General features: G+C 62.9%; 22 protein-coding genes. 12 read left to right on the top strand and 10 right to left on the bottom strand.

The window, feature by feature from the left end; all coding sequences use genetic code 11:
• Positions 1-4 precede the first annotated feature (4 nt).
• Genes HAD_RS15300 through recO form a run of 7 tightly spaced genes read left to right on the top strand, consistent with a single transcriptional unit; the run spans position 5 to position 6,409 of the window.
• Positions 5-2,260: a RelA/SpoT family protein gene (locus HAD_RS15300; protein WP_035573249.1), complete on the top strand. Its 2,256-nt coding sequence runs from the start codon at positions 5-7 to the stop codon at positions 2,258-2,260.
• Entirely contained in the window at positions 2,250-2,831 is a 582-nt protein-coding gene (gene pyrE / locus HAD_RS15295) for an orotate phosphoribosyltransferase (protein ID WP_035573247.1), read from the top strand. The genes HAD_RS15300 and pyrE overlap by 11 nt, the downstream gene beginning before the upstream one ends.
• Complete coding sequence (locus tag HAD_RS15290; protein ID WP_035573245.1) at positions 2,831-3,574, top strand: pyridoxine 5'-phosphate synthase; 744 nt, start codon at positions 2,831-2,833, stop codon at positions 3,572-3,574. The genes pyrE and HAD_RS15290 overlap by 1 nt, the downstream gene beginning before the upstream one ends.
• Entirely contained in the window at positions 3,571-3,981 is a 411-nt protein-coding gene (acpS, locus tag HAD_RS15285) for a holo-ACP synthase (RefSeq protein ID WP_035573243.1), read from the top strand. Before HAD_RS15290 ends, acpS begins: the two co-directional genes overlap by 4 nt.
• Positions 3,978-4,727 carry a ribonuclease III gene (gene rnc / locus HAD_RS15280; RefSeq protein ID WP_084332000.1) on the top strand — a complete coding sequence of 250 codons (750 nt, stop codon included), beginning with the start codon at positions 3,978-3,980 and terminating at the stop codon, positions 4,725-4,727. Before acpS ends, rnc begins: the two co-directional genes overlap by 4 nt.
• A gap of 2 nt (positions 4,728-4,729) precedes the next feature.
• A complete protein-coding gene (gene era, locus HAD_RS15275) occupies positions 4,730-5,677 on the top strand; it encodes a GTPase Era (protein ID WP_035573241.1) in 948 nt (315 codons plus the stop codon).
• Positions 5,678-5,683: 6 nt separating this feature from the next.
• Positions 5,684-6,409, top strand: coding sequence for a DNA repair protein RecO (recO, locus tag HAD_RS15270; RefSeq protein WP_035573239.1), 726 nt, complete (start codon positions 5,684-5,686; stop codon positions 6,407-6,409).
• A 3-nt stretch (positions 6,410-6,412) separates the two neighbouring features.
• Here the strand turns inward: recO and HAD_RS15265 are convergent, their stop codons facing one another.
• Positions 6,413-7,024, bottom strand: a complete 612-nt coding sequence (locus tag HAD_RS15265) for a glutathione S-transferase family protein (protein WP_035573237.1) — start codon at positions 7,022-7,024, stop codon at positions 6,413-6,415.
• Between the two features lie 123 nt (positions 7,025-7,147).
• Between HAD_RS15265 and HAD_RS15260 the strand changes: the two genes are divergently transcribed.
• The gene (locus tag HAD_RS15260) at positions 7,148-7,336 is read left to right on the top strand and encodes a hypothetical protein (RefSeq protein ID WP_156942306.1); all 189 of its coding nucleotides are present in this window, start codon (positions 7,148-7,150) and stop codon (positions 7,334-7,336) included.
• A 4-nt stretch (positions 7,337-7,340) separates the two neighbouring features.
• Here HAD_RS15260 and HAD_RS15255 read toward each other — a convergent pair whose 3' ends face one another.
• Complete coding sequence (locus tag HAD_RS15255; RefSeq protein WP_035573233.1) at positions 7,341-8,024, bottom strand: extensin-like domain-containing protein; 684 nt, start codon at positions 8,022-8,024, stop codon at positions 7,341-7,343.
• Between the two features lie 130 nt (positions 8,025-8,154).
• Between HAD_RS15255 and parC the strand changes: the two genes are divergently transcribed.
• Positions 8,155-10,389 carry a DNA topoisomerase IV subunit A gene (gene parC / locus HAD_RS15250; protein ID WP_035573231.1) on the top strand — a complete coding sequence of 745 codons (2,235 nt, stop codon included), beginning with the start codon at positions 8,155-8,157 and terminating at the stop codon, positions 10,387-10,389.
• Between the two features lie 42 nt (positions 10,390-10,431).
• Here parC and HAD_RS15245 read toward each other — a convergent pair whose 3' ends face one another.
• Both HAD_RS15245 and HAD_RS15240 read right to left on the bottom strand, forming a co-directional pair.
• Positions 10,432-11,181 (bottom strand): SIR2 family NAD-dependent protein deacylase, encoded by a 750-nt coding sequence (locus tag HAD_RS15245; RefSeq protein ID WP_199285853.1) that lies wholly within the window; start codon positions 11,179-11,181, stop codon positions 10,432-10,434.
• Between the two features lie 32 nt (positions 11,182-11,213).
• Positions 11,214-11,672, bottom strand: a complete 459-nt coding sequence (locus HAD_RS15240; protein WP_035573227.1) for an SRPBCC family protein — start codon at positions 11,670-11,672, stop codon at positions 11,214-11,216.
• A 47-nt stretch (positions 11,673-11,719) separates the two neighbouring features.
• Between HAD_RS15240 and HAD_RS15235 the strand changes: the two genes are divergently transcribed.
• Positions 11,720-12,082 (top strand): helix-turn-helix domain-containing protein, encoded by a 363-nt coding sequence (locus HAD_RS15235; RefSeq protein WP_051596362.1) that lies wholly within the window; start codon positions 11,720-11,722, stop codon positions 12,080-12,082.
• Here the strand turns inward: HAD_RS15235 and HAD_RS15230 are convergent.
• Together HAD_RS15230 and HAD_RS15225 are read right to left on the bottom strand one after the other, a co-directional pair.
• A complete protein-coding gene (locus HAD_RS15230) occupies positions 12,058-13,263 on the bottom strand; it encodes an APC family permease (protein WP_206741287.1) in 1,206 nt (401 codons plus the stop codon). The genes HAD_RS15235 and HAD_RS15230 overlap by 25 nt on opposite strands.
• Before the next feature lie 81 nt (positions 13,264-13,344).
• Positions 13,345-14,058 carry a VIT1/CCC1 transporter family protein gene (locus HAD_RS15225; protein WP_051596405.1) on the bottom strand — a complete coding sequence of 238 codons (714 nt, stop codon included), beginning with the start codon at positions 14,056-14,058 and terminating at the stop codon, positions 13,345-13,347.
• A 166-nt stretch (positions 14,059-14,224) separates the two neighbouring features.
• Here HAD_RS15225 and HAD_RS15220 point away from each other — a divergent pair, with 166 nt between their 5' ends.
• Positions 14,225-14,779 (top strand): LemA family protein, encoded by a 555-nt coding sequence (locus HAD_RS15220; RefSeq protein WP_035573225.1) that lies wholly within the window; start codon positions 14,225-14,227, stop codon positions 14,777-14,779.
• Between the two features lie 46 nt (positions 14,780-14,825).
• Positions 14,826-15,185 (top strand): hypothetical protein, encoded by a 360-nt coding sequence (locus HAD_RS15215; RefSeq protein ID WP_035573223.1) that lies wholly within the window; start codon positions 14,826-14,828, stop codon positions 15,183-15,185.
• Between the two features lie 70 nt (positions 15,186-15,255).
• Here the strand turns inward: HAD_RS15215 and HAD_RS15210 are convergent, their stop codons facing one another.
• The 4 genes from HAD_RS15210 to HAD_RS15195 form a co-directional block, all read right to left on the bottom strand.
• Positions 15,256-15,576 carry a hypothetical protein gene (locus HAD_RS15210; protein ID WP_035573222.1) on the bottom strand — a complete coding sequence of 107 codons (321 nt, stop codon included), beginning with the start codon at positions 15,574-15,576 and terminating at the stop codon, positions 15,256-15,258.
• Positions 15,577-15,844: 268 nt separating this feature from the next.
• Positions 15,845-16,972: a pyridoxal phosphate-dependent aminotransferase gene (locus tag HAD_RS15205; RefSeq protein WP_035573220.1), complete on the bottom strand. Its 1,128-nt coding sequence runs from the start codon at positions 16,970-16,972 to the stop codon at positions 15,845-15,847.
• 22 nt (positions 16,973-16,994) lie between these two features.
• Positions 16,995-18,578, bottom strand: coding sequence for a TRAP transporter large permease (locus tag HAD_RS15200; RefSeq protein WP_035573219.1), 1,584 nt, complete (start codon positions 18,576-18,578; stop codon positions 16,995-16,997).
• The gene (locus tag HAD_RS15195) at positions 18,568-19,236 is read right to left on the bottom strand and encodes a TRAP transporter small permease subunit (RefSeq protein ID WP_035573218.1); all 669 of its coding nucleotides are present in this window, start codon (positions 19,234-19,236) and stop codon (positions 18,568-18,570) included. The genes HAD_RS15200 and HAD_RS15195 overlap by 11 nt, the downstream gene beginning before the upstream one ends.
• Between the last annotated feature and the right edge of the window lie 5 nt (positions 19,237-19,241).

Genomic DNA, 19,241 nt, shown 5'->3' with positions numbered 1-19,241 from the left:
TTCGATGGACGGCAGCACCCTTTCCGCCAAGGACAAAGGGGCTGGCGAAGCATCACCGGCCGCTGAGGCCGTGGGTGAACACCATGTCCTCACCCGCGAAGAACTGATTGCCAAGGTCCGCGCGTACCATCCGCGCGTGAAGTCCGAGCTGCTGGGCGCTGCCTACGATTTTGCCAAGACACATCATGGCGAACAGAAGCGCGATTCCGGCGACGCCTATTATTCCCATCCCGTAGAAGTCGCGAGCCTGCTGGCGGACGTGCATCTCGATGAGATCACGATCGTGGCGGGCCTGCTGCACGATGTTGTCGAGGATGTGGAAGAAATCGACATCGGCGAAATCGAAGTGCGCTTCGGCGCCGATGTGGCCGAACTGGTCGATGGCGTTACCAAGCTCGACCAGATCGAGTTTTCCTCCAAGGAAACGGCGCAGGCCGAGAATTTCCAGAAGTTCATCCTGGCGACGACCAGCGATATCCGCGTCCTCCTGGTGAAGCTGGCAGACCGGCTCCACAACATGCGGACACTGCATTTCCGCAAGAAGCCGGAAAGCCGTTATCGCACCGCGCGCGAGACGATGGATATCTACGCGCCGCTGGCGCGCCGGGTCGGCCTTTACCAGCTGGCAGCCGAGATGGAGGACCTGGCTTTCCAGGAACTCAACGCCGAAGCACGCCGGGCCATCCTCTATCGCCAGGAAGAACTGGCGCTGGAGAATGCTGACGATCTTGAACGCATACGGGCTGACCTGACTCAATTGATGGAAATGGCCGGCATCCCGTGCCGTATCAAGGGCCGGAGGAAGGCGCCTTACTCGCTGTGGCGGAAGCTGGAGCGCAAATCGATTTCCTTCCGCGATGTGGCTGACCTTTTTGCTTTCCGTGTGATCGTTCAGTCTACGGAAGAGTGTTATCGGGTTTTGGGAGAAGTCCACACGCTGTGGGCCTGCATTCCGGACCGGTTCCGCGATTTCATCTCCGTGCCAAAGCAAAACGGATATCAGAGCCTGCACACCACGGTGCGTGCGTCCGGCAACCGGCGGGTGGAGCTGCAGATCCGCACCGAGGCGATGGACCAGACCGCGGAGTTCGGTGTCGCGGCACACTGGGGCTACAAAAACAAGCAATATGGTTTCGATGCGGAATCCGCGAAGGCGGCAGGGCTTGATCCGGCGGCCAGCCTGGAAACGATTTCCGGACTGCTGCAGGACGGGGCCGATGCGCGGGAATTCCTCGAACATGCCAAGCTCGAAATGTACCGCGAGCACGTCTTCACGTTCACACCGAAAGGCAAGTTGATCATCCTGCCGGCGGGGGCGATGCCGCTGGACTTTGCCTACGCCGTCCATTCGGCTGTGGGCGATACGTGCGTTGGCGTGAAAATCAATGGCGAGATCAAGGCGCTGCGCCGGCCGTTGAAGAATGGCGATGTGGTGGAGATCATCCGCGGCAAAAGACCGTCAGCGGTTCATGGCTGGGAAGGACTGGCGATCACCGGGCGGGCCCGTTCGGCGCTGCGCCGGCTTGTGCGTGAGCGCGATACGGCGGACTTCCGCCGCCTTGGCGAAGGCCTGGTCAATCAGGCGCTGCGGCGCGCTGGCATCGATCCGGTCGATGTGAAGATGACCCATACGGCCCGGCTCGCCGGATTTGAGACACGTGAGGAGATGGCCGAAGCCGTCGGGCGCGGCAGGATCAGTTCAGCGGATGTGATCCAGGCAGCATTCCCTGGCTACAAGGCCGAGCCGATGGGCGACCCTTCCAAGACGAAGGTCGACTCCCAGCATGCCCCGCTGCTCGTGTCTGGCCATGACCTGACCCCCGGCGTGACGCTGCACCTCGGCAAATGCTGCTGCCCGCTGCCGGGAGACCGCATCATGGGCGTCCAGGTGCCGGACCAGGGGATCGTCGTGCACGTGGCGAGCTGTCCGAAGCTGGCAGAATATGACGACAAGCCTGACCTGTGGGTGGACCTGAGATGGACCGAGCTTGCCCGGACCGATGCCATGGCGGTCGGCCGGATCCGCATCAATGCCGCCAACACGCGCGGCGTGCTGGCCAAGCTCTGTGCCGCTGTGGCGCAATCAAACGGCAACATCGTCAACATCGCCACGGTGGAGCGTCAGAAGGATTTCACTGAGCTGGTCATGGAAATTGAGGTTGAAGACCTGAAACGCCTGACGCAGATACTGGCCGCGCTCCGGTCGCTCGCAGTGGTCGACCGGGCGGTGCGTGACCAGGAGGGTGAAGATGACCAATGAAGAAGTGCTCGCGGTGTTCCGCGAGGCAGGTGCGTTGCTGGAGGGGCATTTCATCCTCTCGTCCGGGCGCCGCAGCCCGGTGTTCCTGCAGAAAGCATTGGTTTTCTCCCAGCCGGACAAGTCCGAAAAGCTCTGCGCGGCGCTTGCGAAGAAGCTGACCGAGAAATTCGGCAAGATCGACGTTGTTGCCGGACCGGCCGTCGGGGGTATCATTCCGGGCTACGAACTGGCCCGCCAGCTTGGCTGCCGGTCGATCTTTGCCGAACGCGTGGATGGGCAACTTCAGTTTCGCCGTGGCTTCTCCATCACTGAGGGGGAACGCGTGCTGATCGCCGAGGATATCGTGACGACCGGCCTGTCTTTCCGTGAAACTGTCGAGGCGCTTGAGGCACTTCCGGGCGAAGTGGTTGGCGGGGCGTGTATTATCGACCGGTCGGGTGGCCGCGCCGATGTCGGGTGCGAACTTGTCTCGCTCGCATCGGTCAACTTCCCTGACTATGACGCCGACGACCTGCCGCCGGAACTGGCCCTGATGCCAGCCGTGAAACCAGGTTCGCGAGGACTCGCCTGATGAGCGGGCGGCTGCGCCTCGGGGTGAATATCGATCATGTGGCGACCATCCGGAACGCCCGTGGCGGTGCACATCCCGATCCGGCGCGGGCCGCAGAGATTGCCGCGGCTGCCGGGGCAGACGGTATTACGATCCACCTTCGCGAAGACCGCCGCCACATCCGCGACGGGGATCTCGACGCGATCCGCAGCGCATCCAGCCTTCCGATCAATCTGGAAATGGCGGCGACAGAGGAAATGACTGCGATTGCGTGCGGGTTTCGTCCGCATGCGGCCTGCATTGTGCCGGAAAAGCGTGAGGAGCGCACGACCGAGGGGGGCCTCGATGTCGCCGGCCTGCACAATCAGATCTCTCCCATTGTGCGCCAGTTGCGCGATGCCGGGGCGCGTGTGTCGCTGTTCATCGAGCCGGACCCGGTTCAGATCGCCGTTGCTGAAGTGCTCGGCGCGCCGGTCGTGGAGCTTCACACAGGACGTTATGCCGAGCTCTGGAATCAGGGCGGTGCCGAGGCCGCTGCACCGGAGCTTGGCCGCCTGCAGGCCGCGGCGGATGAAGCCCGCAAGCGCGGGATTGAGCCCCATGCCGGCCACGGTCTCACATTCGAGAATGTCGGCCCGATTGCGGCCATTCCTGAAATTGCCGAACTGAACATCGGCCATTTCCTGGTCGGCGAAGCGATCTTCATTGGCCTGGACGCTGCCATCCGCGAGATGCGCCGCCTGATGGATGAGGCACGCGGATGATCATCGGTATCGGAAACGATCTCTGCAATATTGATCGCATTGAAAAGACGCTTGAGCGTTTTGGTGAGCGGTTCGAGAACCGCGTGTTCACCGAAACGGAGATCGCGCTGGCGCGCCGCCGCCGCCGCACGGCTGAGACCTATGCAAAGCGTTTTGCCGCCAAGGAGGCCTGCGCCAAGGCGCTGGGCACGGGCGTGCCGCGGCGCGGGGTGCACTGGAAACATCTCGGCGTCGTGAACCTGCCGACAGGCAAGCCGACCCTGGCCCTGACCGGCGGCGCTGCAAAGCGCCTGGAGGCCCTGATGCCGGAAGGCCACGAGGTCGTCATCCATCTGACAATCACCGATGACCATCCCTGGGCCGAAGCCCATGTGATCATCGAAGCCTTGCCGGTGACCGGCCAATGAAGCCCGCCCGTCCAAAACGTACCCGCTTGCGCAGCAAGGGAAAGGCCGGTGTGCCGGTTCTCTCCGACGACCGCCTGAAGGCGGCACAGGACGTTCTCGGCTACAAGTTCAAGGATGCGAAGCTGCTGGTTCGGGCGCTGACGCATCCAAGCGCTGTCGGCGGAGGCGATCCGGTACGGGAGTCCAACCAGCGTCTGGAATTCCTTGGCGACCGGGTCCTGAACCTCGTCATTGCCGAGCGCCTGATGGCGCGCCGCAAGATGGAGAGCGAGGGCGAATTGGCTCCGCGCCTGAACCGCCTCGTGAAGAAGGGCGCCTGCGCCGATGCGGTGCGCCATCTGGACCTGCACGAGTTCGTCCTTTTGTCCGATGGCGAAGAAGCCGCTGGCGGGCGAACGCGGGAATCCACGCTGGGCGATGCCTGTGAGGCGATCATTGGCGCGATCTTCAAGGATGGCGGCCTCTCGCCTGCGCGCAAATTCATCGAGAAAGCCTGGGCACCGCAGTTTGCGTCCACCCCGGCGGAGACGAAGGATCCGAAAACCCTGCTGCAGGAATGGGCGCAGGGACAGGGCCTTCCATTACCGGACTATGATGTGCTGAGCCGGTCTGGCCCGGACCATGAACCCGTTTACGAAATCGAAGCGAAGGTCGAAGGACGCGGCAGTGCCGTGGCGACCGGACCTTCCAAACGCGAAGCCGAGCGCAGCGCTGCTGCCCTGCTGCTCCAATCGCTGGCAGGATAGATATGAGCGACACAGACATAACCCATGCCGGCTTCTGCGCCATTATCGGCGCACCGAATGCCGGCAAATCGACGCTGACCAATCTGTTGGTCGGTGCCAAAGTGGCCATCGTTACGCACAAGGTGCAAACGACGCGCTTTCCCGTACGCGGCGTTGCGCAGACCGATCACACGCAAATCGTGCTGGTCGACACCCCCGGTATCTTCGCGGCGAAGCGCCGGCTGGACCGGGCCATGGTGAAAGCCGCCTGGAGCGGCGCAGACGACGCCGATGCGATCGTGCACCTTGTCGATGCGGCGTCCTGGGTGGCGGACAAGTCGGGCAAGGAAACGGCGGCGCAGAAGCACTCGATCGAGGATGACCGCCGGGTTGTCGAACAGCTGAAAGCGAGCGGCCGGAAAGCCATTCTCGCGCTCAACAAGATCGACCTGTTCCCGCACGATCAGGTTCTGCCGATCATTGCGGAACTGAACGAGACGGGCGCCTATGAAGAGGTCCACATGATCTCGGCCGAGAATGGCGACGGGGTCGAAAAGCTGGAAGGGGCAATTGCCGCCCGTATGCCGGAAGGCCCGGCGCTTTACCCGCCAGACCAGGTGGCGGACCTGCCCATGCGTCTGCTGGCGGCGGAGGTGACGCGCGAGAAACTGATGCTGCGCCTGCACCAGGAACTGCCCTATCAGCTGATGGTCGAGACCGAGAGCTGGGAAGAACGCAAGGACGGATCTGTCCGGGTTCAGCAGGTCATCGTTGTCGGCCGCGAGAACCATAAATCCATGGTGCTGGGCAAGGGTGGCCAGACGATCAAGGATATCGGCCGCATGGCGCGTGAGGAACTCTCCGAAATGCTGGGCCGAAAGGTGCACCTGTTCCTTTTTGTGAAGGTCGACGAACGCTGGCAGGAACGCCGGGAAAGCTATCAGGGGCTTGGCCTGGAGTTTGATGTCTGAGGCAAGATGAACTGGTCCGATGACGGAATTATCCTTGGAGGGCGCCGCTTTGGTGAAGGCGGCCTTATTCTGGATGTTCTGACGCGGACCCGGGGGCGCCGGTCCGGCCTCGTCTATGGCGGCAATTCCCGTCGGCGCCGCGCGCAATACGAAGCGGGCAATTCCGTATCCCTCTCCTGGACAGGCCGGCTGGAAGATCAGCTGGGCCGGTTCGAGGTCGCCGAAGCCACCAAGGAACGGGTATCGCGCGTGCTGGACGATGCGAGGGCGCTGGCGGCGGTTTCGGCCATTACCGCCATCCTCAGAATGTCGCTGGATGAAGGTGACGTTGCGGGCTCGGCCATGTTCGAGGCGACGGAGCTGCTGCTCGACCAGATCGAGGCCCGCGAGATCTGGCCGGCGCTTTATGTGCGCTGGGAACTTGGCCTGCTGTCTGCGCTGGGCTTTGGACTTGATCTGGACGAGTGCGCGATCAGCGGCGCGAATGACGGCCTGACGCACGTCTCACCGCGAACCGGCCGGGCCGTACGGGGATCGGAGGCGGAAGACTATGTCTCGCGACTGCTCCGGTTGCCGTCCTTCCTCGTCGCGTCTTCAGCCCCCGTCGGCGGCGAGGATGTCGCCGACGGGCTGAAGCTGACAGGATACTTCCTGGAGTCGCGGGTGTTCCACGCGATGAACAGGGCCATGCCGCCGGAACGGGAGCGGCTGATAAAGCGATTGGTGGGCTGAGGATCAGGCCTTGGCGCTCGGGCGTTCACCGACTTTGGCGAACCAGGCCGCATAGTTCTTGAATTCCGGATTTACCGGCTGTCCGACGGCATTGCCGAAAGCCTGGAAACAGAAGAGCAGGATGTCTGCCAAGCCGAATTCATCGCCCGCAACGTAGGGCTGGTCTGCCAGGCGGGCGTCGAGGAATTTGATCTTGTCCTGCGCGCACGCTTTCAGGCCGTCCGCTGCTTCCGGAATGCAGCGCATGCGGTCCTTGAACATCGGCAGGCCTTCGGACGAGCGGAACCCGTTGCCCATTGGCTCGACAATGTTGAGGTCGACCCAACGGGTCCAGCGGCGATTCTGGGCCCGCTCTTCCGGCGTATCGCCAATGAGCCTGTCGCCCGGAAATTTTTCATCCAGGTATTCGCAGATGGCTGTGATCTCTGTGACGACAGAACCGTCATCGAGAACAAGGCAAGGCGTCTGGCCGGCGGGATTGGTTTTCAGATAGGGCGCCTGACGGTTCAGGCCCTTCTGGATATCGAGGTCTTCCAGCGGAATGTCGATGCCGCGTTCCGCCATGAACATGCGAACGACATGCGGGTTGGGGCCGACCGAGTTGATGAGTTTCATGTGCTTCCTCCCAGAATGCTTCGCTCGTCATCTGCGAGCCTGAAGCATTCATAGTCGGTTCAGACAGCGCCGTCATATGTGACGTCGGGGTAGATGGGCGTTTGCTTCCTGGAGGCTGATGCCATGAAAAATTCGATGATCCTCGCCGGCGTGTTGCTGGCAGCGAGCCTGTCCGGCTGTATCGCCGTCACCGGCGTGCATGACGAGGATGTTGTGCGGGCCAATACCGACCTCGCGATCCGCGTCTGCGGCGGCGAGGCGAACGTCAAGGAGGTGACCGAGGACGGTTACCGCTGCCAGACCCGCCCATAGGGGTTTAACGACAGGTGCTGCCGGGACCCATATCCATGTGGAAATGGTCCCGGTGCGCCGCATTGTAGTCCGGGCCCAGCGTCACCGAGAACAGGTCGCACGCGCCGGAATGCACCTTTTTCAGGAATTTGGCTTCCTTCCCGCCTTTTCCCCAGAAAGTCTTCACGTCGATCAGACGGCCGTCTTCCAGCCGGAAACCCGAAATATCGACCGCATTGCCATGCGCATGTTCTGACAGGCGGCCGGATCCGGCGATATTCCGGCAGGAAAAGCTGCCATAGGTCTCGATCCGCGCGAGGGGCGAGCCGAGGATATCCACTGCCGCCGGGCGGGCGACATGGCGCTCCCACACATAAAGCGCCGCCGCCTCTCCACAGGTCATGCGCAACGTGGCGGAATAGGGCGTGAGGGTCCGGTCAAGGGTCAGGGCATTGTAAAGGCCGCACTTTTCCCCCTTCGGCGCATCGTCGAGGCGCGTATAGAGCACGCCAGCCCTGTCCAGCGCCGGGAAGCAGACCTGCGGATGCTTGGCCGCACGGGCCAGCTGATGGCCCGTGCCGAGGCCAATTCGGTCGCTCAGGTCGACCGGCGCGAAGGGATTATGCCGGGGCGGCGCCGACAACAGGAACAGCGCCACGCACAGCGCGGGGACGGTCAAGAGGACAAACCAGGCGCGTAAGTGAGGCATCTGCAGTCAGTACCTATAGGGTTCCTTAACCAAAGGGCTATTTCTGTTAACTTAAGACTGTTCGCGACTCGCAGGCGATTCTGCCCGCGGACCTGCACCAGAATGTGGCACGAACCGAGAAGGGGCCAGAATGTCCGACCTCAAGGATGGCGAGCCGGAAGACCGGATCATCAATGAACCCATGAGCGAGGCGCTTTCCAAGCGCTATCTCGCCTATGCGCTCTCGACGATCACGGCGCGGGCCCTGCCGGATGTCCGCGACGGCCTGAAGCCCGTTCAGCGGCGTATCCTGTACGGCATGCGCGTGCTGCGGCTGGACCCGGAAGGCGGCTATCGCAAGTGTGCGAAGATCGTCGGCGATGTGATGGGTAACTTCCACCCGCACGGTGACAGCTCGATCTATGACACACTGGTGCGCCTGGCGCAGGACTTCACGGTCCGCTACCCGCTGGTCGACGGTCAGGGGAACTTCGGCAACATCGACGGCGACAGCGCCGCCGCCTATCGTTACACCGAAGCGCGGATGACCGTTGCAGCAGAATTGCTGCTGGACGGGCTCAGCGAAGACGCGGTCGACTTCCGGGCGAACTATGCCGAGAACGATGAAGAGCCGGTCGTCCTTCCGGCTGGCTTCCCGAACCTGTTGGCCAATGGCGCAAGCGGTATTGCCGTCGGCATGGCGACCTCGATCCCGCCGCACAATGCGGCCGAAGTGATCGATGCGGCGCGGCTGCTGATCGAGAAGCCGAAGGCCACCACAGCCGAACTCATGGACTTCGTGAAAGGGCCGGACTTCCCGACCGGCGGCATCATTGTCGAACCCTATGAGTCGATGCTCGACGCCTATGAGACAGGCCGCGGCAGCTTCCGGATGCGGGCGCGTTGGGAAACCGAAGACACCGGCCGGGGCACTTACCAGATCGTCGTCACCGAAATTCCCTATCAGGTGCAGAAATCGCGTTTGCTGGAGAAGCTGGGCGAACTGATCGAAGCCAAGAAAGTTCCGCTGCTGGACGATGTGCGTGACGAGTCCGCTGAGGATGTCCGCCTGGTCCTCGTGCCGCGGTCCAAGACGATCGAGCCGGACGTGCTGATGGAAAGCCTGTTCAAGGTCTGCGATCTTGAAACGCGCTTCAGCCTCAACATGAACGTGCTGCACAACGGCGCGCCGCAGGTCATGGGCCTGAAGGATGTGCTGCAGGCCTATCTGGAGCACCGCCGCGAGGTCGTCGTTCGCCGGGCGCAGCATCGCCTCGACAAGATCGAGAAGCGCCTCCACCTGCTCGACGGCTACCTCAAGGCCTTCCTCAATATCGACGAGGTGATCCGCATCATCCGGACCGAGGACGAGCCGAAACCTGTCCTGATGGAGACGTTCAGTCTGACGGATGTGCAGGCTGAAGCGATCCTTAATCTCCGCCTGCGCGCCCTGCGCAAGCTGGAAGAAATGGAGATCCGCGGTGAGCACAAGAAGCTGACCGAGGAACGCGAACAGCTGGTCCTGCTGCTCGGATCGACACGCCGCCAGTGGACGAAAGTGTCGAAAGAGCTGAAAGCGGCACGTGATGCCTTTGATCCGGACTCGGAGCTCGGCCGCCGCCGTGCCACCTTCTCCGACGTCAAGGAAGTGGACCTCGCCGCCGCCCTCGAAGCCTCCAAACCCAAAGAGCCGATCACGGTTGTCCTGTCGCAACAGGGCTGGATCCGCGGCATGAAGGGCCACGGCCTCGATACCAGTTCCGTGAAGTTCAAGGATGGGGACGAGCTCTACCTTGTCGAGGAAGTGATGAGCACGGACAAGCTCATTCTGATGTCCTCAGACGGACGGTCCTTTACCATGGCGGCCGACAAGCTGCCCGGCGGACGGGGGCATGGTGAACCGATCCGCCTGACGATTGACCTGGAAGACAGTGTCGACATCATCGCCATGTTCCGGTTCGAACCTGATCGCAAACGCGTCATGGCGTCCTCCACGGGCTATGGTTTCGTGGTCGACGAGAAGGAGCTGGAGTCGAACCGCAAGGCCGGCAAGTCTGCCGTGAACACCGGCAAGGGCCATCTCGTCTGCTGCCCGGTCGTCGAAGGCGACATGCTTGCCGTCGTCGGCACCAACAAGAAGATGCTGATCTTCCCGCTGTCCGACCTGCCGGAAATGGCACGCGGCAAAGGCAACAAGGTGCAGGCCTATAGCGGCAAGGCAGAGTTGAAAGACCTGATCACCTTCGACAAGCGCGACGGCCTCATCGTCATGACCGGCGGGCGCCACCGCGCCTTCCCGGAATGGAAAGACTGGAAAGGCCAGCGGGCCCAGGCCGGCAAGGTCGTTCCGAAAGGCTTCCCGAGAAGCGGGACATTTACAGGCTGATAAAGAGCGCCCGGCCAGACAGCCGGGCGTTTTTCATTCCACTCAGTAAACCCGCGCGACGGTCTGCTTCATAAGTGGTCCGATCTCCGTGTGCAGAACAAGGTCGGCATAGGAGTCGTGGTCGGTTTCGTCGCGATTGACGATCACCACCGTGGCGCCCGTGCGCTTGGCGATCACCGGCAGTTCGGCGGCCGGGTAGACGACCAGCGATGACCCCAGCACGATGAATAGGTCGCTGAGGGCGGCCTCTTCCATGGCGCGGTTCATTTCGTCTTCCGGCATGGCCTGGCCAAAGGAGATGACCGCCGTCTTCACAAGTCCGGTGCAGAAGACGCAGGTGATGTCCTCGCCAGCTTCCCAGCGGGGCTTCAGGTCTTCCAGTTCGTAGCGTTTGCTGCACTGCAGGCAGCGGGCATAACTGGCATTGCCGTGCACCTCGATCACCCGGTCGTCGGCCACGCCGGAGGCCTGGTGGAGATTGTCGACATTCTGGGTGATGACACTGGAAACCTTGCCCATCTGGACGAGGTCGGCCACGGCGTGGTGGCCATCATTGGGCTTGGCGCCGGTCCAGCCGGCGGGATTGTTGAACACCCGGTTCCAGGCCTCGGTCCGCTGCTCGCGGGAGCTGACGAAATCCTGGAAATAGATCGGTTTCATCTTGCTCCACACGCCGCCGGGGCTGCGGAAATCGGGAATGCCGCTTTCGGTCGAGATGCCCGCGCCGGTGAAAACCACGGCGCGGCGGCATTGAGAAATCAGGCTGGCAAGTTCTTCGGGTGCGTCAGTCATGTTCCTAATGCTACACAATTTTCCGGCTTGGGCTACTTGTACATGCCGTCGCGCAGGTTGATGCCATGTTCGACCCACGCCTTCATCGCGCTCAGCATCTGCGACCAGCCCATGCAATTGCCATAGGATTTGCCGAATCCCTGTTCGGTCGCAGGCCAGCCTTCCTCAGCAATGGAGACAATGGTGCGGCCGTCGCCGGTCGGCTCGAAGCGGATCGTGACTGTCGTTTCGACGTCAGAGCTGTCGTCGCCGCCTTCGCCCCATTTGAAGACGATGCGCTTGTCCTGCTCCACTTCGACAACCTTCACCGGGAAGGCGCCGGGGAATTCATGAAAGGCCCACATCACGGTAGCACCTTTCTCGATACGGCCTTTCGCACCCCCGGTTGTGAAGTATCGGGACAGGATGTCCGGGTTCACGAAGGCCTCGAAGACTTCGGACACCGGTCGGCCGATGCGGCTGCTCACTTCGAATTTGGGTTTGAATTCCATCACCACATCTCCTTGCCCTCTGACCCAACATGTTATAAAAACATAACATGTCAAGCGATACCAACGACGACCTTATTTTCAAGGCCCTGGCCGCGCCGGTACGGCGGCAAATTCTCGATGCTCTGCGAGACAATCCGCAGACGACAGGCGAGCTGTGCGCCCGGTTTCCGGATCTCAACCGGTGTACGGTGATGCAGCATCTTCGCGTACTGGGAGAGGCGGATCTGGTGCTGGTTCGCCGGGTTGGGCGCGTGCGGTGGAATTACCTGAACGCCATTCCGGTCAAGCGCATTCATGACCGTTGGATCGGGCCTTATGCCGCCCGCGCGGTAGATATGCTGGACGAATTGAAAACCCGCCTGGAAGCAGACGAGGCTCCGGCGTCTCAGCCTGCACCTTCCACGGGCTGACCCAAGAACATGACGGCGGCGCCCAGGATGGCGAACGCCGCGAAGGCGGTGCCGCGTATGGGGGCTTTCGCTTCCCGGAAGGCGCCCACGGACGCGATCGCGCACTGCAGCGCGTAGTAATAGGCGAACGCTTTCGAGGCGAAGCTGATGATCTGGAAGATGTGCGAGAACCAGGTCAGGCCCAGCCCGATCAGGACGAGGATCAGGTAAGCCATCCGCGGCGACATCCGGCCTTTGGACAACTCTTCCACCAATCCGCCTGCGCCGCTCGTGTCCGCAATGGCGGCGCTGAATTGCGCCGCCAGGGCCGCGACGATCAGCATTGCCGGCAGAACGGCCGAGACGATCCTCATCATGTCGACGATCGCCGTTTCCGTCAGCGGCACGGTTTCGGCATCGAAGGCGTAGGTCAGCAGCAGGACATAAATCATGTAGATGGCGGTCGCGAGCCATTGCGAATACTGCATCGAGCGGACCCGCATGGCGGGCTTGTATTCATCGCCCAGATAGCGGGATGTCTCGAACCCCTGCACGGTGATGATCAGGCCAAACGCCAGTGCGATGCCGGTCCAGCCCGTTTCGGCCGGCGCCATGGCGACGAGGTGTCCGCCCCGGGCTTGGCCGGCGAAATAGATGCTGAGGCCGGCCAGAAAGCCTGCAATGATCGCGAGCTTCAGGCTGACGGTGACCTGCTCCATCCGCTCCATGGCCGAGAAGCCGCGCAACCAGCCAACCGCAAGGATCAGGATCAGCGCCGCGCTGGTGACCGTCTTCGCGGCGGCGGGGGAGTTGAGCGGCGTCATCTTCACCGCAAAAGCGCCGAACAGGTTCAGGTAATAGGCAACCGAAATGCAGTAGGCGAAGGACAGGGCCCAGGAGGCGATATATTCGGTCCGCTGTTCCAGGGACGAGCGTTTCGGGTGGCGGTCAATGTTCGCGATATTGAACCGGATTGCCGCGCCGAACGAATAGGCGGCGAGGCACAGCAACGCCATCACCGCCGGCGCATACTTGCCATAGGAATGGGACAGGATCGGCCCGAGGACGAGAAAGCCGCTGCCGATGATCGAAGCGAGCGGCGTCACCGTCGCACGCCAGGCGCGGAGATCGCGCACGCGCGGCCACATCAGCAGGCCGAGAATACCAAGCGTGATGACGCTGATGAGGATTTCCTGCAACAAGCCGGCCGGTTCCTTCAATGCCCTGAACAGAATGGATGAGACTGCACCGGGTTCCGTTTACGGGGCGTTTCGGGCTGCCGTCTACACGACTGTCCCGAACAAGTGGCCGATCACGCCGGTCACAACCATGGCGGCAACGCCCCAGAAGACGACGCGTGCGGACGCGCGCAGCTTGCTGGCTCCGCCCGCCCTGGCCGAGGCGGCGCCGAGGATTGCGAGGCTGATCAACGAGACCACCGCCACGACCGGCGTGATCTGGCCGAGCGGCGCGATGGCCGCGGCGAGGATCGGCAGGGCCGCGCCAATGGTGAAGCTGGCGGCAGAGCTGAAGGCCGCCTGCACCGGCCGGGCGGCGACCGCGTCGTTCATGCCCAGTTCGTCGCGCGCATGGGCTTCGAGCGCATCATGCTCCGTCAGCTGGCGGGCCACTTCGCGGGCTGTTTCCTCGTTCAGGCCGCGGCTCTTGTAGATGTCGGTCAGTTCCTGCAGCTCGGCTTCCGGATGGCTCTTGAGGGCTGCCCGCTCCACTTCGAGGTCGGCTTTTTCAAGATCGGCCTGCGAGGAGACGGAGACATATTCGCCCGCCGCCATCGACATGGCACCGGCCACCAGGCCCGCCAGGCCTGCGGTGAGGATGGCGCCCGTCGAAGCCTCTGCCGAGGCGACGCCGATGACAAGGCCGGCGGTCGACAGGATACCGTCATTCGCCCCCAGCACGGCCGCGCGCAGCCAGCCGATCCGCTGGAAATAGTGGTGTTCGGTATGGATGTAGGTATCGGCAGATTTGGGAGGCATTTCTGTCATGACGGGATCCTCTGCGGTTTTCCATGCGTGGCCAAACAGGGCCCGATGGTCAAGCATGCATATCGCCCCGGCTTCGCCAATGCTGGCGGGCTTTCACTTGCGCGATGTCGCGGTGCCGTTTAGGCGTTGAGACACAAGGCTTTCCGGAGGGACACCCATGCTTATTGCGCTTGGCATTATCGTCGCCATTATCGGCTTTATCATCCTGATCTACAACGGGTTGGTGATGAAGCGGCAGCGGGTCAACCAGGCCTTTGCCGACGTTGATGTGCAGCTGAAACAGCGCCAGAACCTGATCCCGAACCTCGTGGAAACGGTCAAAGGCTATGCCAAGCACGAGCAGGAAACCTTCCAGCAGGTGATCGAGGCCCGCAACGCCGCGCAAAGTGCGTCGACCCCCTCCGAAATGAGCCAGGCCGAGGGCATGCTGACCGCGTCGCTGGGCAAGCTGTTCGCCCTCGCCGAAGCCTATCCCGACCTGAAGGCCAACCAGAACTTCATCCAGTTGCAGAACGAGCTGTCCTCCATTGAGGACAAGCTGGCCGCCGCGCGCCGCTTCTACAATTCGGCGGTTCAGGACTACAACACCTCCCGCGAACAGTTCCCGGGCTCCATCATTGCCGGCATGTTCAATTTCGAAGGCCGCGACTTCTTCGATGTCGGCGTCGAAGGCCGCGAGGCGCTCAGCACACCGCCGGAAGTGAAGTTCTAGGCGCCTGCCGAATGTGTTAATCTCCTGCCGAACACGGGAGGTGACCATGAAAAGATTTATCGGATCGGCGGCAGTCCTGACTGTCGCCGTCCTTGTATCCGGCTGTGCCTCCGGCGCCAGCAGCGCCGGCTGGAGCGCGTCGAGCTGGAACGGCCTGGCGCCGCAGAATGTCTATGGCGGCAATTACCAGTTCTACGCGGCGCCCGCCGAAGGGCAGGGATTCAAGCTGAAATTCTCGGTCAAGACCGACGGCAATTTCAATATCGCCAGCGCCGGCCCGCCAGCCGAGGCAGACCTTGAAGCCGCCGCCAAAGCTGCTGCGCCGGAAGGCTGCACGCTCGTGTCGGTGGCGCGCACGGCGGATGGCGGTGCGATCGCCGATTATGATTGCGGCGAGACGGAATAGGCTGGCCAGCGCGCGCGACGCCCGTAAAGGCGCTTGGTCGGCAGGCTAAGTTTTCGAAAGCATCTCTGCGTCAGGTTTCCGGCAGAGGCAGGTTTCGCGAAGACGCGGGCACGCCTCCGCACGGCGCCCGAAACGCAGCAAGGCGGTCAGGGCGCACATCGAACCGATTATAGGAGGGCTGCATGGCCGTGCCGTCGCAGGCCGTGGCAAGCCGGGCATTCGGATACGGCGACGGTGTCAGACTTTGCCGTTCGCGCTTCTGCGACGGCATCCAGTCAATGCTCGTCAGGAATACGCGCCCATTCGGTGAGACGCTCCAATGGTACTGCACGCCTCTTCCATAGGCGGCCCGCACCGCTGCGCGAAGCAGCAGCACCTGGACCCAGATCATGGGCCAGAAATACGTAAGGTGCGGCGGAAAGCCTGCGGGTGGATGAAAGAGTGACATGTGCCGGACTATACGTCAGGCCACGGAGGTGTTGGATAAGTTTCTTTTTGGGTGTGTGGTTACGGCAGGTTTGGGTCGCCTGGCTGGTGGATACGTACCTGCTTGCGTCATCCTCGTCCGCGCAGCGGCTTGGGGATGACGTCCACAGAACAAAAACCGTCGAAGCCATGACCATGCATGACAAGCCATGACTATACCGGACTAAGCCGGACTATAGTTTGCTGAACCACGGAACCAGCCGGTCGATCGCTTCCTCGATTTGCGGCGTGGAGAGCGCGAAGGAGAAGCGCATGAAGTGCTTGCCGTCGACGGGGTCGAAGTCGACGCCCGGCGCAGTGGCGACGCCCGTCTCTTCCAGCAGCTTCAGGCAGAAGGCGAGGCTGTCGTCTGTGTAGCGCGAAACATCGGCATAGACATAGAAGGCGCCATCCGGCGGGGCGATCTTTTCGAGGCCGAGCTTTGGCAGCGCTTCCAGCATGAGTTCGCGGTTGCGGCGGTAGACCTCGACATGGCCGTCCAGTTCCTCGCGCGCATCCATGGCCGCAAGCCCGGCATGCTGGGACAGCGAGGGGGCGGTGAGGAACAGGTTGCCGATATAGGCGCCGGTGCGGCGGGCCATGTCCGGCGGAGAGACCAGCCAGCCAAGCCGCCACGGCGCCATGGAAAAGTATTTCGAGAAGGAGTTCACGATGAAGGCGTCCGGCGCATATTCCAGCATGGAGTGGATCTCCGGGCCGAAACTCAGCCCGTGATAGATCTCGTCTGAAATGATGCGGATGCCCTTGGCCTTGGCAACATCGGCGATGGCGGCAAGTTCCGAGGCCGGGATGATCGTGCCGGTCGGGTTCGCGGGGCTGGCGATGATGACGCCCTGCGGCGCCGGGTCCAGCGCGTCGAGGGCGGCGGCGGACAACTGGTAGCGCGTGTCTTCCCCGCAGGCGATTTCCACGCCTTCAAAGTTCAGGGCGCGGACCGTGTTGCGATAGGCGACATAGCCCGGCCGGGCAAAGGCGATGCGGTCGCCCGGCGAGAAGGCCGTGGCCAGCGCCAGCACGAGGGCAGGCGAGGCACCGTTCGTGATGGCCAGGCGCCCGGGCGTCAGGTCCACGCCGTACATGTCCTTGTAGTGCTGGCAGATGCGCGCCTTCAGGGGCTGGCTTTCCCAATAGCCCATCGGGTCTGTGTCCAGCACTTCGTGGCTGCGGGCGATGGCGGCTTTCGGCGCCGGTGTGGAGGGCTGGCCGAACTCCATATGCAGGATGCTGCGGCCTTCTTCCTTCAGTTCATGCGCGCGTTTGGAAATCGTGATCGCGCGGAACGGATCGATGTCTTGTCCCATGGGAGAAATACTTCTTGGTGGTTTACTTGGCGACGAGGGAGGGGAGCCAGGTGGCAAGGCCCGGCAGGGTGGCGACCAGCGCGATCATGATCAGCTGCAGCATGATGAACGGGATGGCCCCGCGCCATATCTGCATCGTGGTGACTTCGGGCGGGGCGGCGCCGCGCAGGTAGAACAGGGCGAAGCCGAAGGGCGGGGTCAGGAAGCTGGTCTGCAGGTTCAGCGCCATCAGGATGGCCAGCCAGACCGGGTCGAAGCCGAGCAGGATCAGCGGCGGGGCGACCAGCGGCACGACCACGAACACGATCTCGATGAAGTCGAGGAAGAAGCCCAGCACAAACATGACGATCATGGTCATCAGCAGCGCGCCCCAGCGCCCGCCCGGCATGGCGTGCAGCACGTCCTTCACGATGTCGTCGCCGCCGAAACCGCGGAAGACGAGACTGAACAGCGAGGCGCCGATCAGGATGAGGAAGACCATTGATGTGATATGCGTGGCCGATTTCAGCGCCGGCATCAGCTGGCGCATCCGGCGCAGCACCAGCAGGCCCGCGCCGATGGCGGCGAAGAAGATCAGCGTGGCGAGCAGGGTGACGACCACCCCCGCCGTGTTGGCCGCGCTCATGTCTTCCACACCGAGACGCAAATCCATCGTGTTGCGCACGACAAGGACGAGGATCAGGCTGATCAGGCCGGCCATGATGACCGGCGTCAGGCGGCTGCTGGTCTCGCGGGAGAGACGCAGGCCGGCCAGAAGGATGGCCCCGGCCGCGCCGATGGCGGCGGCTTCGGTGGGCGGGGCAATGCCGCCGAGGATGGCGCCCAGCACGGCGAAGATGAGGGCCAGCGGCGCCCCGAACCCGAAGGCGACTTCCTTGAAGGTCAGCGGGGCGGTGTCGTCGTCCACGGTCACGGCCGGGCAGCGATTGGGCTTGGTCACGGCGTTGAAGGCGATCCAGGCGAGGTAGAGCCCAACCAGCAGGAGGCCGGGGATCAGCGCGCCTGCGAACAGGTCTCCCACGGAGACGACGAGCGACTTGCCGCCGCCCGACAGGCTGGCCTGGCTGGCCGCGTTGGACACGGCATCCGCCAGCAGGATCAGCACGATGGAGGGCGGGATGATCTGGCCGAGCGTGCCGGACGCAGCGATCGTGCCGCTGGCAAGGCGCGGGTCATAGCCCTGCTTCAGCATCGACGGCAGGGCGATCAGCGACATGGTGATCACGGTCGCGCCGACAATGCCGGTAGAGGCCGCCAGCAGCGCGCCGACCAGGACGACAGCATAGCCAAGCCCGCCATTCAGCTTGCCCAGCATCCGGCTGGCGATGTGCAGCAGGTCTTCGGCCACGTGCGAGCGTTCGAGCACCACGCCCATCAGCACGAACAGGGGCACGGCAATCAGCGTCGTGTTCTGCATGATCGAGCCGCCCTGGATCCGGCTGGGCAGGGAGCGCAGCATCGGTTCCGGGAACACGCCGAGGCCGATGCCGATCAGGGCATAGATCAGCGCGGTGCCGCCAAGGGTCAGCGCCACGGGATAGCCCATCAGCAGCGCACCGATGGCGCTGGCGAACATGAGCAGGGCGAGGATGATCTCAAGCTCCATGAGCGCTCTCCGTCTCGGAGGTGGCAGGAACTTCATTCTCCAGCTTGCCGGTCAGGCGCAGGGCCGCCTTCAGCGCTTCCGACACGCCCTGGGCCAGCATCAGCACGGCAAAGGCCGGCACCAGCGTCTTGAACAGGTAGAGGAAGGGCAGGCCGTCGGACTCGCTGGAGCCTTCGAACAGCGACCAGGCGCGGGCGAGGCCTTGCTCACCGGTCGTCAGGAGGCGGATACAGATCGGGAAGAGGAAGAAATAGATCCCCGCCAGTTCGATCCAGTTGCGGCCATCGGCGCCGAAGCGCGGGCGCAGGATATCGACCCGGACATGGCCGTCATCACGCAGCGTCGCCGCCGCGCCCAGCATGAACATCGCCGCGAACGCATAGATCACCAGCTCATTCAGCCAGGTGAAGCTGATGCCATAGGTGTATCTCAGCACGACCACGGACAGCTGGAAGAGGACCAGCAGCAAGGCGCTGGCAATCGCGCCGCCGAGGGCGATGCTGCTGATCGCGTCGATGATCGCGCTGACGCGTTTGGCCAGCGCTTCCACGAGGCCGGGCACAACCAGCGTGATCAGCGGCAACAGGAAGACCGGCAGCAGGGCGATGCCCACCCATTTCAGGATTGTGCCGAGGTGAAGGAAGAAGGCCGGATCCATGACGG

Origin of the sequence: Hyphomonas adhaerens MHS-3, from assembly GCF_000685235.1 — a bacterium.
GTDB classification, from domain to species: Bacteria; Pseudomonadota; Alphaproteobacteria; order Caulobacterales; family Hyphomonadaceae; genus Hyphomonas; species Hyphomonas adhaerens.
Note: the sequence above shows the minus strand (reverse complement) of the source record. Positions and strands in the feature narration are given on the sequence as shown.